This window comes from Kribbella monticola, from assembly GCF_003261635.1.
In the GTDB taxonomy this organism is placed as follows: Bacteria; Actinomycetota; Actinomycetes; order Propionibacteriales; family Kribbellaceae; genus Kribbella; species Kribbella monticola.
In genome coordinates this window covers 453,118-466,262 of the sequence record NZ_QFXK01000009.1, presented here as the reverse complement: position 1 = coordinate 466,262, position 13,145 = coordinate 453,118, and the positions used below count along the sequence as shown (strand labels likewise).

The following is a 13,145-nucleotide window of genomic DNA, read 5'->3' as shown; positions in this document are numbered from 1 at the left end:
GCGTGGTGCAGTGTTGGGTGTGACGGGACAGGTTTCGTTCGACGCCGGCCGGTCGCACCCTTCGCTCGTGTCGGTGAACGTCGGCAAGCCGAAGGACGTGACCTGGAACGGGAAGACGGTCTACACCGGCGTCTGGAAGTATCCCGTCGACGGGCCGGCGACGGTCCGCCGGCTCAACCTCGACGGGGACGGCCAGGGCGACACAGCCGGGCACGGCGGCGAACAGCGGGCCGTGCTCGTCTACCAGCTCGACTCCTACCGGTACTGGCAGCAGTACTTCGGGCGCGACGACTTCAGCTACGGCCAGTTCGGCGAGAACTTCACCGTCCACGGGCTGCCCGACGACGAGGTCTGTATCGGTGACCGGTACCGGATCGGTACGGCGGAGTTCGAGGTCACCCAGCCGCGGGTCACCTGCTACCGGGTCGGCCTGCGGATGGGTGAGCCCGAACTGCCCGCCCTGCTGGTCAGCCATCATCGCCCCGGCTTCTACCTGCGCGTCATCGCCGAAGGAGAGGTCGCGGCCGGCGATCAGATCGTCAAGACCGCGACCGGTCCGCACGCCATGACTGTCGCCGCGATCGACGCGCTTCTCTACCTGCCCGACCGTGATCGGGCGGACCTCGTCCGCGCCACCCAGATCCCCGCCCTCAGCCCCGGTTGGCAAGGTTCGTTCCGGGATCTCCTCAAAGCATCCCCGAACGAGCCGTCCTGGAACGGCTTCCGCCCGTTGCAGGTCACCGACGTGGTCGCAGAGAGCGCGACGGTCTCCTCGATCTTCCTGGCCGCGCCCGACGGCACCCCCTTGCCGCCGGCGCTGGCCGGTCAGTACCTCACGCTCCGGATCGCCGACCCCGGCGTACGGGTGCCGGTGCGGAGCTACTCGTTGTCGTCGGCTCCCGGCGGCGAGCGGTATCGCATCAGCGTGAAGCACGAGCCGTACGGCGAAGTCAGCGGCTACCTGACCACCAAGTTGCACAAGGGCGCCGTCGTCGAGGCGGCCGCGCCGCGCGGGGACTTCGTGCTCGACGAACAGGCCGGCCCTGTGCTGCTGATCTCCGCCGGCATCGGAGTCACGCCGGTGCTCGCCATGCTGCACCAGCTCGCGAGCGTCCGCAGTACGCGGGAAGTGTGGTGGATCCACAGCGCCCGCAGTACGCAGGAGCATCCGCTGGCGGCGGAGGCACGTGCGTTGATCGAATCGCTGCCCAACGCGCGGGAACACTTGTACTACAGCGGAACCACTGGGCGGCTGACCAAGGAGAAGCTGCTGGAGCTCCAGCTTCCGGTCGACGCGAGTGCCTACATCTGCGGGCCGGCTTCGTTCATGGCCGACCTGCGGGAAGCGCTGACCGCAGCCGGGCTCGCGCCGGATCACATCCATACTGAGCTCTTCGGCGCCTTGCCGTCGACCAACCCCGGTGTCACCGGCCAGGTCAGCCGTCCACCGCATCAACCACCGGGCGCGCCCGGAACCGGCCCGATGGTGACCTTCGCCCGCAGTGGCATCTCGACGCCGTTCGACGGCACCAGTCTGCTGGAGCTCGCCGAGGCCTGCGATGTGCCGACCCGGTGGAGTTGCCGGACCGGCGTCTGCCATACCTGCGTCACCCCGCTGCTGTCCGGAGAGGTCAGCTACTCCCCCAGCCCACTCGAACCCGCGCCCGAGGGCCAGGCGCTGATCTGCTGCGCCCGCCCCACGGACGACGTCGTGCTCGACATGTAATACCCAAGCCCCGATGCTGCCGTAGCCAACTTGTTGCCTGCAGCATCCAGGAGCTATCGCCAGGGCTGCTGCTGGAGGTCCGCAGCGGTGTCGTGCTCCAGCGCCTCCACGGCACCCAGCAGGCTGTGGAGCGCGACCTCGTCGCGGACGGCGTCGGCCGGGTCCACCAGCCAGGTCGCCGGACCGGCGGTCTCGTCGGGCTGACCGGCCTCGGCCATCGTCACCTCGACCTCGACCTCGGTTTCGAGTTGGTGCAGGAAGTCGTTCTCAGCCGGCATGGTCATCGCTCCTCCCTCTCTCGGCACAGCTCACTTGGCGGCCCAGGCGGCGTAGGTGGTCTCGGCGAGGGTCGCGTCGTCGTCGGGGACGAGGGCGCGTTCGGTCGGCGAGATCCCGTAGTACACGGCGTCGGGGTCGGTGACGACCTCGCGCGGATCGTTGCGCTCGGCAAGTACTGTGCGGAAGAACTCGTCCATCCGGAAGCGCTCCGGGCCGGCGACCTCGACCTGTCCCTTCAGCGGGGTGCCGACCGCGACCCGGCCGACGGCCTGCGCCACGTCCTCGGCGGCGATCGGCTGGAAGAACACGTGCGCCAGCCGGACCGCGGTCCCGTCGAACGCCGCGTCCGCGATACTCGGCACGAACTCGAAGAACTGCGTCGCGCGCACGATCGAGTACGGGATCGAGGAATCCTCGATCAGCTTCTCCTGCGCCAGTTTCGCCCGGAAGTAGCCGCTCTCCTGGAGACGCTCGGTCCCGACCACGGACAGCGCGACATGGTGGCCGACGCCCGCGGCGGCCTCGGCCGCGAGCAGGTTGCTGGTGGAGGTCCGGAAGAACTCCATCACGGCGTCGTCCTCCCACGAGGGCGAGTTCGACACGTCGACCACGACGTCCGCGCCGGCCAGCGCGGCCTCGAGTCCCTCGCCGGTGATCGTGTTCACACCGGTGTTCGGCGAGGCCGCCACCGCGTCGTGTCCGTGTTCGCCGAGTTTCGCGACCAGCTTCGACCCGATCAGGCCCGTACCGCCGATAACCACGATCTTCATGGCACACCTTTCCTGTCCGCCGGCGGCTCTCGTCACCGCCCGGTCACCAGCTAAGACCGGACAGCGCCGGAGCCTGTGACAGCTCCGGCGCTGCGACTTTCGGGTGGCGCCTGTCACAGTGGTGGTCGCTGTGCTGTCTCAGCTGTCGACGACAGGAGAAGACCCTTGCCCGGAGCAAACGCCAGGATCCGGATCCGGGTGCCGATGAGCGCACGGCCGATCGACGAACCGCACCGCGTGTCCAGCCAGCTCGAGTTGCTGTTCGACCTGACCTTCGTGGTCGCGGTCGCGGCCGTCACGGCTGAGCTCGCGCACCAGATCGCCGATGCGCACGCGCTGGTCTCGATCGTGCCGTTCCTGCAGGTGTTCTTCGCGATCTGGTGGGCCTGGATGAACTTCACCTGGTTCGCCTCGTCCTACGACACCGACGACGTGGCCTACCGGCTGCTCACGATGCTGCAGATGGCGGGCGTCCTGGTGCTGGCTGCCGGCGTACCGGCGGCGGCCGACCACTCGGACTTCCGCGCCATCACGATCGGCTACGTGATCATGCGGATCGCCCTGGTCGCGCAATGGGTGCGAGCCGGAATCGAGGACCCGGCCAGCCGGCGTACGGCGTTCCGCTACGCGGCGGGGATCGCCGTCGTCCAGGTGGGATGGGTGCTCCGCCTCGTCCTGCTCGACACCGGTGCGCTGCCACCGTCGACCCAGCTTCCGTTGTTCTTGGTGCTGGCCGTCCTCGATCTTCTCGTCCCGCGCTGGGCCGAACGCACCGCGCCCACCAACTGGCACCCACACCACATCGCCGAGCGCTATGGCCTCTTCACGATCATCCTGCTCGGCGAGAGCGTCCTCGCCGCCGCGACCGGCGTACAAGGCGCCCTGGACGCGACCGGGATCAGCGGGGCGTTCATCACCGTCGCGATCTCGTCACTCGTCTTGTTGTTCGCGCTCTGGTGGCTCTACTTCCTCGAGCCGGCCGGCGAGGCCCTCAGCGCGCGCCGCGAACGCTCCTACCTGTGGGGCTACAGCCACTACGGCATCTTCGCCGCGCTAGCCGCCCTCGGCGCGGGCCTGGAGGTCGCTGTCGGGCAGACCGGCCACCACGTCGAGGCGCCGCCACTCGAAGTCACGTACGCCGTCGCCATCCCGGTCGCCGTCTTCCTCACCTTGCTGTGGGCGGTGCACGCTCCGCTGGTCGACGAGCCGGTCATCCCACCCGTCTTCCTGCTGAGCTGCGTTGCCGTCATCCTCCTGCTCCCCCTCACAGTCAGCTGGATCGGAGTCTCCGCGGTTATCGCCGCCATCGCCACAACCTCGGTGCTCCTGATCGCCGCCACCATCACACTTCGCACCGACTAGATTGTGGGCATGGCCGAACCCTGCCCTTGTGGACTCGACGCCGGTTATGACGACTGCTGTGGGCGCCTGCATCGGGGAAAGGCAGCGATGACCGCCGAGCAGTTGATGCGATCGCGGTACGTCGCTTACGTCGTCCGGGACGCGGCCTATCTGCTGCACACCTGGGCCGCGGCCACCCGCCCGCCGCACCTGACTTTCGAGGACAACCTCGAATGGACCGCGCTCGACATCCTGAACACGGTCGGCGGGACCGCCTTCCATACCGAAGGGACGGTCGAGTTCCGCGCCCACTACCTGGCCGACGGCCGACCCGGCGAGCAGCACGAGAACAGCCGCTTCGTCCGTGCGGACGGCCGCTGGGTCTACCTGGCACCCGCAGCGTAGGGATCCTTCGCCGGCAGCCAGGTCGTCGCCGGATCGAGGTCGAGCGGAGCGACGTCGTGGGTGAGCGCCTGCGCCGCGGCCCGGACGGCGGCCCGCGGCTCGTCCTGGCGCGAGATCAAGGACCACGTCCAGTACGGCGTGGGCGCGACGACCTCACGCTGGACGATGTCCGGCGGCAGCTCGAACGCGGTCCGCTTCGGCGAGTTCAGGACCGGACGGCCGAGTCTGCGGACGTGGTCGAAGAGCGACGGCGGGGTGATGCCACCGTCATCGGTGTACTCCAGCCGCGCACCGGTCGCGTGCGCGAACTCCTCGGCGTACTCGTTCCACGACGACCAGGTCGCCAGGTCGGCGTCGACCGGTACGGCGAGATCCTTCGCCCGGACCGGGCTGTCGTCGGGACCGACGGACAGCGCGTGCAGCCGGTCGACGCTGATGAAACTCGCTTCGAGGCGGTTGGCAGCGAGCGCATCGGTGGTGATCCAGGCGATCGCCAGGTCGACGCTGCCGTCGACGACCCGGGCGGCCTGGGTATGCGACGGCATCACCCAGGTGTCGATGTGCAACTGGGCGACCCCGGTCACCCGGGTGACCAGATCCGGCGGGTACCAGCTGACGTAGCCGAGGCGTACCGGCTCGGCCGCCGACAGCCCGGCCGCTGAGCGACGCAACTCGTCGGCTTCTGCCAGCAGCGCCCTGACCTTGGGCAGCAGGGCGTCGGCCGAGGCGGTCGGCGTGACGGATCGCCGGTTGCGATCGAACAGGCGTACGCCGAGGTCGCGCTCCAGCGCCTTGATCTGCTGGGACAGCGACGGACCCGCGATCTGCAGGCGGGCGGCGGCGCGGCTGAAGTTGAGCTCCTCAGCCACCGCGACGAAGTACCGCAGCTGCCGTAGTTCCATCCGCCGATCGTAGGCCAGTAGGAGCTTCAGCCTCTCAGCAGAGAGCCGATCGGTCGTGGTGAACCCCGGTGCACCGAGCCACCATCGGAGGCAGAGAACGATCGGTCTCCAGACCGGTCCGCAGACAGGAGAAACCACCACCATGAACCAGAAAGTCGCCGTCGTCACCGGCGCATCCCAAGGAATCGGCGCCGCCCTGGTGACCGCCTACCGCAAACTCGGGTACGCCGTGGTCGCCAACTCGCGCTCGATCCAGCCCTCCGACGACCCATGGGTGCTGAACGTTGCGGGCGACATCGCCACCCCCGGCGTGGGCACCAGGATCATCGAGCACGGCCTGGACGCCTTCGGCCGGATCGACTCGCTCGTCAACAACGCCGGTGTGTTCGTCGCGAAGCCGTTCACCGACTACACCGACGAGGACTTCGACCTCGTGGCCGGCGTGAACCTGCGCGGCTTCTTCGAGATCACCCGCCGCGCGGTCGAAACGATGGTCGCGCAGGGCAGCGGCCATATCGTCAACGTCTCGACCAGCCTGGTCGATCACGCCAACACCAACGTCCCGTCCGCGCTCGCCTCGCTGACCAAGGGCGGCCTCAACGCGGTCACCCGATCGCTGGCCGTCGAGTACGCCGCCCGCGGCATCCGGGTGAACACGGTCTCCCCCGGCATCATCAACACCCCGATGCACCCCGAGGAGACGCACGCGGCGCTGGCCGGCCTGCACCCGGTGGGCCGGATCGGCGAGATCAGCGATGTCGTCAACGCCATCACCTACCTCGAGGACGCCCCCTTCGTCACCGGCGAGATCCTCCACATCGACGGCGGCCAGAGCGCCGGCCACTGATCCACCCGCAAACCCGGAAGGAGTCCGCGATGCCAGCCAGCTATCCATCGGTCCGGCCGTGGCGCCTCGCGGGCGAAGCGGCGGCGGCGCTCGCGGTGGGGATGGGTATCGGCAGATTCGTGTTCACGCCGATCCTGCCCCTCATGCAGGCGCAGGCCGGGATGTCACCGCGGCTTGGTGCGGGACTCGCGACGGCCAACTACGTCGGCTATCTGATCGGTGCGCTGGCCGCGATCGTGATGCCGGCCCTGATCCGCTCGCGCCTGGTACTGCGGGGATCGCTGCTGGTGCTGATCGGCACACTCGCTCTGATGCCGATCACCACCAGCGGTGGTCACTGGGTTGTGCTGAGGCTCGTGGCCGGGATCGCCAGCGCGATGGTCTTCGTGATCGCGGTCAGTGGCCTGCTCACGAGTCCCGCAAAGCACCTCATCGGCTGGGCATTCGGCGGCATAGGAGCAGGTATCGCACTCTCGGGCGCAGCCGTCCTCCTACTCCGTACGACGGGTAGCTGGCGGGCCGCGTGGTGGTCAGCTGCGGCCTTGTCGGTCGCACTGACCATCCCGGCCTGGCAGCTCCGCGTTCCTCATCAGGGGAGCAACGACGAAACCCGACGCCGGCCCGGTGGACGATGGTTCGCGGCCCTGGTCACGAGCTACTCGCTGGAAGGCGTCGGCTATATCGTCGCGGGGACGTTCTTGGTTGCCGCGATCAACCAAACGGTCGACGGCCGGGCCGGCGCGGGCGCCTGGGTACTGGTCGGGCTGGCCGCCGTACCGTCCACCGCGCTGTGGGCCACGCTCAGCCGCACCTGGTCGCGTCCGACCCTGCTGTTCGCCGCACTGCTCGTCCAGGCCGTCGGCATCGCGCTACCGGCGATCGCCGGTGGTGTCTCCTCGGCACTCGTCTCGGCGACGCTGTTCGGCGCCACCTTCCTCGGAATCGGCAGTCTCGCCCTCGCGATCGGTGCGCATCTCCAGATCCCGCGGGCGGTCGCCATCCTCACGACCGGCTACAGCATCGGGCAGATCCTCGGCCCGCTCGCGGTCGCCCCACTACTCCACAACGGCTACCACCAGGCACTGCTGATCGGCTCTGGTGTGGTCGCCTTGGCAGCCGTCGCAGCCGGCGTCCTGAGACACCGGTTTCCTCATCACCTCGGCCCGTTGCCGAGCCGCGTTCACCTCAAGGAGATCCAAGCATGAGTACGACAAGCATCCTGCGTTCGGTCCTCGACCAGTGGAAGGCCGGTGTGGACGCCCACGACCCGGCTGCCGTCGGGAAGCTCCTCACCGACGACGCGATCTTCCAGGGTCTGCACCCGTACAGCGTCGGGCCGGTAGGCGTTGCGCAGTACTACGAGTCGCAGCCGCTGGGCATGAAGGCGCAGTACGACATCGTCGAGACCAGGCAGCTCAGCGAGGACCTCGTGCTGGGCTACCTCGAGGTGTCCTTCTCGTTCGTCGATCGCCCGACGCTCGAGGTCAACCTCAGCGTGATCGTCCGCCGGATCGGCGACGAGTGGCGCATCGCCCATTACCAGGTCTCGAAGCTCGCCTGACCGTCAGAGGCCGAGTTCCTCGAGGCGGAGCCGGAGGAGTTCCTTCAGCGGTAGGGATTCGCCGTCGCGAGCGCCGAGGCCGATGATCAAGGGCGGCTCCGACGGCAGGACCTGTACGCCGAGCACGCGGGCCTTCAAACCGGGCTGGACACCGAGGATGTAGAAGTTGCCCTCGGTGTCCAGGCCGAGCGACTTGTTGCGGCGCAAGTACCACCCGGTGATGCCGGTCCGGTAGCTCGTCCCCGATCCGACGACCGGCGCCCGGAGCGGCTGCGGCTCGACCCCCGCCGCCCGCAGCTTCTCGATGAATCCGGCCAGCAGTTCGCGGGCCTGCTGGGTCTCGGCGGCCTTGCGGCGATCGAGGGCCTCGGCGTGAGCGGCAGCCGCCTCGCGCCGTTGTTCGCGCCAACTCGCCTGGTCGTCCACGAACAACACCCTATGCGCAGCTCGTAGGAAGCCCGGCCGGTACCGGGCTCCCTACGACGGGTGGCTGACGGTTACGGGTAACTGACCACGTTCACCGGCACGGTGCCCGGTGGCGTCACCGCGCCGGTGTCGTTGATGACGTGAGTGATCACGCCTTGGTAGTTGAGCGACACGGTGCAGAGACTGTGGAAGCGCACCCCTGTGTTGTTCGGCACCTCGAAGGCGTTGTACGCGCTGACGGACGGGTTGACGTTGAAGAAGTTGTAGCTGCCCAGCCCCCAGGCCTCGTGCGAGGTCACGTTGTCCCCGACCTTGTACGCCGGGTAGCCGTTGCGGCCGCTCGGACGATTCCAGCTGGCCTGGTTCGGTACGTCGTACGGCATCTCGTTCTGGAAGAAGATCGTCTTGCCACCTTGGCCGTTCCAGATCACCTGACTCTTCTGGTAGTGCTCGACGAACAGCCCGCTCGCCAGCACATTGTTGCCGTTGACAAGCAATCCGGTGTCGGCGGTCGCCTGCGTCCAGCCCCAGGTCCCGGCATTGCCGTGGTCGGCCCGCCAGGCCCAGATGTGGTCGACGATCGTGTTGTTGCTGTTGACAACGAGACTGGTGGTCGCGTGGCCGGCGATCGAGCCGCCGATCCGGAAGAACACGTCCTGCAGCGTGGTCGGGTTCGCCGCGTGACTCGCCGAGGAACCGGACGGCCCGACGGTCAGCAGGGCCGCCGAGTTCGTCGTACCGGCGTCGAACAGCAGGCCCTTCAGCCGTACTCCGTCGACGTCGGCGACCTGCATCGCGTTGACGCCGTTGTCCGGGATCAACGTCGGGTAGCCGATGCCGAGGACGACGGTGTTGGCCTTCGTCACGTTCAGCGTCTGGTTCAGGTGGTAGACACCGGGCGTGAAGAAGAGGTTGCACCCCGAGGCCAGGGCCGAGTTGATGGACGACGCGGTGTCGCCGGCCTTCACCACGTAGAACTGGCTCATCGGGATCGACGTACCGGGAGTGGATCCGTTTGCCCAGCTCGCCCCCGACGCGTTGGTGCGCAGCGACGGCGTGAACACGCGATACTTGCCGGCGCCGTCGACGTACAGGTACGGAACATCGCGCGAGACCGGCGTGGTGGCGAGAGTAGTCTCGGGTGGGTTCGGGAACGTGGTCGCCGGAGCGCCCGTAGTACCGGAGAAGACCATGTTCCAGACGCCGCCGGACCAGCTGCCGAGGTTGCTGTCCCGGGTGTACCACTGCTGCTGGGAGATCGAGGCGGTCTGGCCCGACACCTTGGTGTCGGCGATGTAGCCGCCGCTGGCGAAGCCGTAGCTGGCCGGGTAGAGCTGCAGGTTGCCGCGGATGTCCATCCGGCGGAACGGCGCCGCCTGCGCGACCGCCCAGCGATCCGAGCCGCCGATCGGGTTCACGGCCATGTTCTCCGCGGAGCGCCAGAAGTTCTGCAGCGCGACGCCTTGGTCGGATTCGTTGAAGGCGTCGACGGTGATGGCTCCGTTGATGACGACGTCACCAGGGTTCTGGCCGAGACCGGCGACCGAGGTGTAGTAGCCGACGTCGTCGTGCACGCTGTAGCTGCCCGGCTTGAACAGGTGCGCGACCCGTCGGTTGGCCATCTGCGCGGTCAGCGTGTCCTTCTGGGCGTTGAAGTCCGCGTCGAGCTGCGCCTGGATGGTCGCGCTCGACATGCTCGGGTCGAAGATGCGGGTGTTCGGACCGAAGTTCGGTACGTCGGACTGCGTCGGGCAGCTCGTCGGCGTTGTCGGCGGGGTTGTGGGCGGCGTCGTAGGCGGGGTGGTCGGTGGTGTCGTCGGGCCGCCGTGGGTGTAGGAGAAGTGCGGTGTGTCGTACTGCGGGCCGTTCTTCTCGTACGTGAACCAGTAGTCGATGACGGTGCCGGTGGACAGCCCGCTGACCGTCGTCCGCCAGGTGCCGCCGCTGAGCGTCATGCGGACGTTCTGCTGACCCTGGGCGGTGCCGGTGTAGTGGACGTCGACGTACAGCGCCGCCGTGGTGGGGGTGAACGAGATCTGGGCCTGGGTCGCGTTCAGCGAGGTGGCCGACTGGGCGTAGTCGTCGGCAGCCGTCGCCACGCCGACCACCAGGAGGGTCGCGCAGACGGCCAGGACGAGGGCGACGAGACTCGCGCGCAGGCGTGTCCGGTGTGGGTGAGTTGGTGCGGGGCTCGGAATCACAGGTGCCACCTCCAGGGGGCGGAAGAACGAAGGCAGGAGGTGAGAGCGCTCTCACGTACCGCGAAGGTAGACCGTCCCGGCCGTCTGCGGAAGGGCTCGGCCGCTCCCGGTCCGGCCGGGCCGAGACCTTGACCACTCCCCGCCGGGCCCGGCCGGTCCGCCGACTAAGGTGGGGTTGCCTCCCCGGGGTGGCCCGAGGAGCGACATCGACGGAGCAGAGGACAGACGCGAGTGACTGAGTCGACCATCATCTACACCCATACGGACGAGGCCCCGGCCCTGGCGACGTACTCGTTCCTGCCGGTGATCCAGGCGTACGCCGCGCAGGCCGGTGTAGGCGTGGAGACCCGTGACATCTCGCTGGCCGGGCGGATCATCGCAGCCCTCGGCGACTACCTGCCGGAGGACCAGCGGACCCCGGACGCCCTCGCCGAACTCGGCGCGCTGACCAAGACGCCGGGTGCGAACATCATCAAGCTGCCGAACGTGTCGGCGTCGGCCCCGCAACTCAAGGCCGCGATCGCGGAACTGCAGAGCCACGGCTACGCGCTGCCGGAGTACCCGGACGAGCCGAAGACCGACGAGGAGCGCGACATCCGCGCCCGCTACGACAGCACCAAGGGCTCCGCGGTGAACCCGGTCCTGCGCGAGGGCAACTCGGACCGCCGCGCACCTGCCTCGGTGAAGAACTACGCCAAGACCCACCCGCACCGGATGGGCGCCTGGACGCCGGAGTCGAAGACCAACGTCGCCACGATGGGCGCCGACGACTTCCGCTCGACCGAGAAGTCGGCCGTGATGGAGGCCGACGGCTCGCTGCGGATCGAGTTCGTCGCCGCCGACGGCGAGACCTCCGTACTGCGTGAGTCGATCCCGGTACTGGCCGGTGAGGTCGTCGACTCCTCGGTGATGCACGTCGCGGCGCTGGACCGCTTCCTCAGCGAGCAGATCGCCCGGGCCAAGGCCGAGGGCGTGCTGTTCTCCGTGCACCTGAAGGCCACCATGATGAAGGTGTCCGACCCGATCGTGTTCGGGCACGTCGTCCGCGCGTTCTTCCCGAAGACCTTCGAGCAGTACGGCGAGACGCTGGCCGCGGCCGGGCTGTCCCCCAACGACGGGCTCGGCGGCATCTACACCGGGCTGGCCGCGCTGCCGGAAGGCGACGCGATCAAGGCCTCCTTCGACGCCGAACTGGCCGACGGGCCGGCGCTGGCGATGGTCGATTCCGACAAGGGCATCACCAACCTGCACGTCCCGTCCGACGTGATCGTCGACGCGTCGATGCCGGCGATGATCCGGACGTCCGGCCACATGTGGGGGCCGGACGGCAACGAGCACGACACCCTCGCCGTCCTGCCGGACAGCAGCTACGCCGGGATCTACCAGGTCGTCCTCGACGACTGCCGCGAGTACGGCGCCTTCGACCCGTCGACGATGGGCTCGGTGCCGAACGTCGGGCTGATGGCCCAGAAGGCCGAGGAGTACGGCAGCCACGACAAGACCTTCGAACTCCCGGCCGCCGGCACCGTCCGGCTGGTCGATGCCGACGGCAACGTCGTACTGGAGCAGTCGGTCGAGGCGGGCGACATCTTCCGCGCCTGCCAGACCAAGGACGCGCCGATCCGCGACTGGGTCAAGCTGGCCGTCACGCGGGCCCGGGCGACCGGCGACCCGGCCGTGTTCTGGCTGGACGAGACCCGTGCGCACGACGCCAACCTGATCGGCAAGGTCGTCAAGTACCTGACCGAGCACGACACCGAGGGCCTGATCATCAAGATCCTCGCCCCGGTGGACGCGATCAAGTTCTCGCTCGAGCGGATCCGGCGCGGCGAGAACACCATCTCCGTCACCGGCAACGTGCTGCGCGACTACCTGACCGACCTGTTCCCGATCCTCGAGCTCGGCACCAGCGCGAAGATGCTGTCGATCGTGCCGTTGATGGCCGGCGGCGGGCTGTTCGAGACCGGCGCCGGCGGTTCGGCCCCCAAGCACGTGCAGCAGCTGGTGAAGGAGAACTACCTGCGCTGGGACAGCCTCGGCGAGTTCTTCGCCCTGGCCGCGAGCTTCGAGCACCTCGCCCAGACCACCGGCAACGCCCGCGCGCAGGTCCTCGCCGACACCCTCGACCGGGCGACCGCGACGTTCCTCAACGAGGACAAGTCGCCCACCCGTCGCGTCGGCGGCATCGACAACCGCGGCAGCCACTTCTACCTGTCGCTGTACTGGGCGCAGGAGCTGGCCAAGCAGACCGACGACGCCGACCTGGCCAAGTCCTTCACCACGATCGCCGAAACCCTGGCCGCCAACGAGCAGAAGATCGTCGAGGAACTCCTCGCGGTCCAGGGCTCCCCCGTCGACCTCGGCGGCTACTACCAGCCCGACCCCGCCAAGGCCGCGGCCGTCATGCGCCCCTCCAAAACCTGGAACGACACGCTCGCAACCCTGAGCTGACACACCTCGAGAAAGGCGCCCGGTGACCCGTCACCGGGCGCCTTTCTCGTACCACGCCCGCTTCCCACCGACGTCCTGCACGTGGCTGTCGACGGCAAAACGATCCGCACCTTCACCGGCGCCCGATCGCGGCCATTCGTGTCATCGGTCCCATGATCATTCACCTTTCGCGTCAGCAAATCGTTGCCTTATGCAACGGATAACGACGCTGGTACCGGCTTGGAGGGCGAGGTAAA

12 protein-coding genes are annotated in these 13,145 nt (G+C 68.3%); 7 read left to right on the top strand and 5 right to left on the bottom strand.

Going from position 1 to position 13,145, the window contains the following annotated elements; genetic code table 11:
* The first annotated feature begins 19 nt into the window (after positions 1-19).
* Positions 20-1,726, top strand: coding sequence for an MOSC and FAD-binding oxidoreductase domain-containing protein (locus DIZ26_RS05735; RefSeq protein WP_112238420.1), 1,707 nt, complete (start codon positions 20-22; stop codon positions 1,724-1,726).
* Between the two features lie 53 nt (positions 1,727-1,779).
* On the opposite strand, the gene DIZ26_RS05730 is transcribed toward DIZ26_RS05735, so the two are convergent.
* Both DIZ26_RS05730 and DIZ26_RS05725 read right to left on the bottom strand, forming a co-directional pair.
* Positions 1,780-2,010, bottom strand: coding sequence for a hypothetical protein (locus tag DIZ26_RS05730; protein WP_112238418.1), 231 nt, complete (start codon positions 2,008-2,010; stop codon positions 1,780-1,782).
* 24 nt (positions 2,011-2,034) lie between these two features.
* Complete coding sequence (locus DIZ26_RS05725) at positions 2,035-2,775, bottom strand: SDR family oxidoreductase (RefSeq protein ID WP_112238416.1); 741 nt, start codon at positions 2,773-2,775, stop codon at positions 2,035-2,037.
* 165 nt (positions 2,776-2,940) lie between these two features.
* Here DIZ26_RS05725 and DIZ26_RS05720 point away from each other — a divergent pair, with 165 nt between their 5' ends.
* Together DIZ26_RS05720 and DIZ26_RS05715 are read left to right on the top strand one after the other, a co-directional pair.
* Entirely contained in the window at positions 2,941-4,137 is a 1,197-nt protein-coding gene (locus DIZ26_RS05720) for a low temperature requirement protein A (protein WP_232828157.1), read from the top strand.
* Positions 4,138-4,146: 9 nt separating this feature from the next.
* Positions 4,147-4,521: a YchJ family protein gene (locus tag DIZ26_RS05715; RefSeq protein ID WP_112238412.1), complete on the top strand. Its 375-nt coding sequence runs from the start codon at positions 4,147-4,149 to the stop codon at positions 4,519-4,521.
* Here DIZ26_RS05715 and DIZ26_RS38550 read toward each other — a convergent pair.
* Positions 4,500-5,423, bottom strand: a complete 924-nt coding sequence (locus DIZ26_RS38550; protein WP_112238624.1) for a LysR family transcriptional regulator — start codon at positions 5,421-5,423, stop codon at positions 4,500-4,502. The genes DIZ26_RS05715 and DIZ26_RS38550 overlap by 22 nt on opposite strands.
* A 142-nt stretch (positions 5,424-5,565) precedes the next feature.
* Here DIZ26_RS38550 and DIZ26_RS05705 point away from each other — a divergent pair, with 142 nt between their 5' ends.
* From DIZ26_RS05705 to DIZ26_RS05695, 3 genes are read left to right on the top strand one after another with little or no spacing between them, the layout of a single operon-like run.
* Positions 5,566-6,270 (top strand): SDR family NAD(P)-dependent oxidoreductase, encoded by a 705-nt coding sequence (locus DIZ26_RS05705; protein ID WP_112238410.1) that lies wholly within the window; start codon positions 5,566-5,568, stop codon positions 6,268-6,270.
* A 29-nt stretch (positions 6,271-6,299) separates the two neighbouring features.
* Entirely contained in the window at positions 6,300-7,475 is a 1,176-nt protein-coding gene (locus DIZ26_RS05700) for a YbfB/YjiJ family MFS transporter (RefSeq protein WP_198675912.1), read from the top strand.
* Positions 7,472-7,831, top strand: coding sequence for a YybH family protein (locus DIZ26_RS05695; protein WP_112238408.1), 360 nt, complete (start codon positions 7,472-7,474; stop codon positions 7,829-7,831). Before DIZ26_RS05700 ends, DIZ26_RS05695 begins: the two co-directional genes overlap by 4 nt.
* 3 nt (positions 7,832-7,834) lie before the next feature.
* Here the strand turns inward: DIZ26_RS05695 and DIZ26_RS05690 are convergent, their stop codons facing one another.
* A complete protein-coding gene (locus DIZ26_RS05690; RefSeq protein WP_112238620.1) occupies positions 7,835-8,257 on the bottom strand; it encodes a hypothetical protein in 423 nt (140 codons plus the stop codon).
* Positions 8,258-8,328: 71 nt separating this feature from the next.
* Positions 8,329-10,458: a hypothetical protein gene (locus DIZ26_RS05685; protein ID WP_232828156.1), complete on the bottom strand. Its 2,130-nt coding sequence runs from the start codon at positions 10,456-10,458 to the stop codon at positions 8,329-8,331.
* Between the two features lie 231 nt (positions 10,459-10,689).
* On the opposite strand from DIZ26_RS05685, the gene DIZ26_RS05680 reads away from it, so the two are divergent.
* The gene (locus DIZ26_RS05680; protein WP_112238406.1) at positions 10,690-12,909 is read left to right on the top strand and encodes an NADP-dependent isocitrate dehydrogenase; all 2,220 of its coding nucleotides are present in this window, start codon (positions 10,690-10,692) and stop codon (positions 12,907-12,909) included.
* Positions 12,910-13,145: the final 236 nt, after the last annotated feature.

What these genes read in the sequence shown, in the direction of transcription:
- DIZ26_RS05730 (WP_112238418.1), bottom strand. Translation starts at nt 2,010, where the DNA reads ATGACCATGCCGGCTGAGAACGACTTCCTGCACCAACTCGAAACCGAG.
- DIZ26_RS05700 (WP_198675912.1), top strand. Translation starts at nt 6,300, where the DNA reads ATGCCAGCCAGCTATCCATCGGTCCGGCCGTGGCGCCTCGCGGGCGAA.
- DIZ26_RS05695 (WP_112238408.1), top strand. Translation starts at nt 7,472, where the DNA reads ATGAGTACGACAAGCATCCTGCGTTCGGTCCTCGACCAGTGGAAGGCC.
- DIZ26_RS38550 (WP_112238624.1), bottom strand. Translation starts at nt 5,423, where the DNA reads ATGGAACTACGGCAGCTGCGGTACTTCGTCGCGGTGGCTGAGGAGCTC.
- DIZ26_RS05705 (WP_112238410.1), top strand. Translation starts at nt 5,566, where the DNA reads ATGAACCAGAAAGTCGCCGTCGTCACCGGCGCATCCCAAGGAATCGGC.
- DIZ26_RS05725 (WP_112238416.1), bottom strand. Translation starts at nt 2,775, where the DNA reads ATGAAGATCGTGGTTATCGGCGGTACGGGCCTGATCGGGTCGAAGCTG.
- DIZ26_RS05715 (WP_112238412.1), top strand. Translation starts at nt 4,147, where the DNA reads ATGGCCGAACCCTGCCCTTGTGGACTCGACGCCGGTTATGACGACTGC.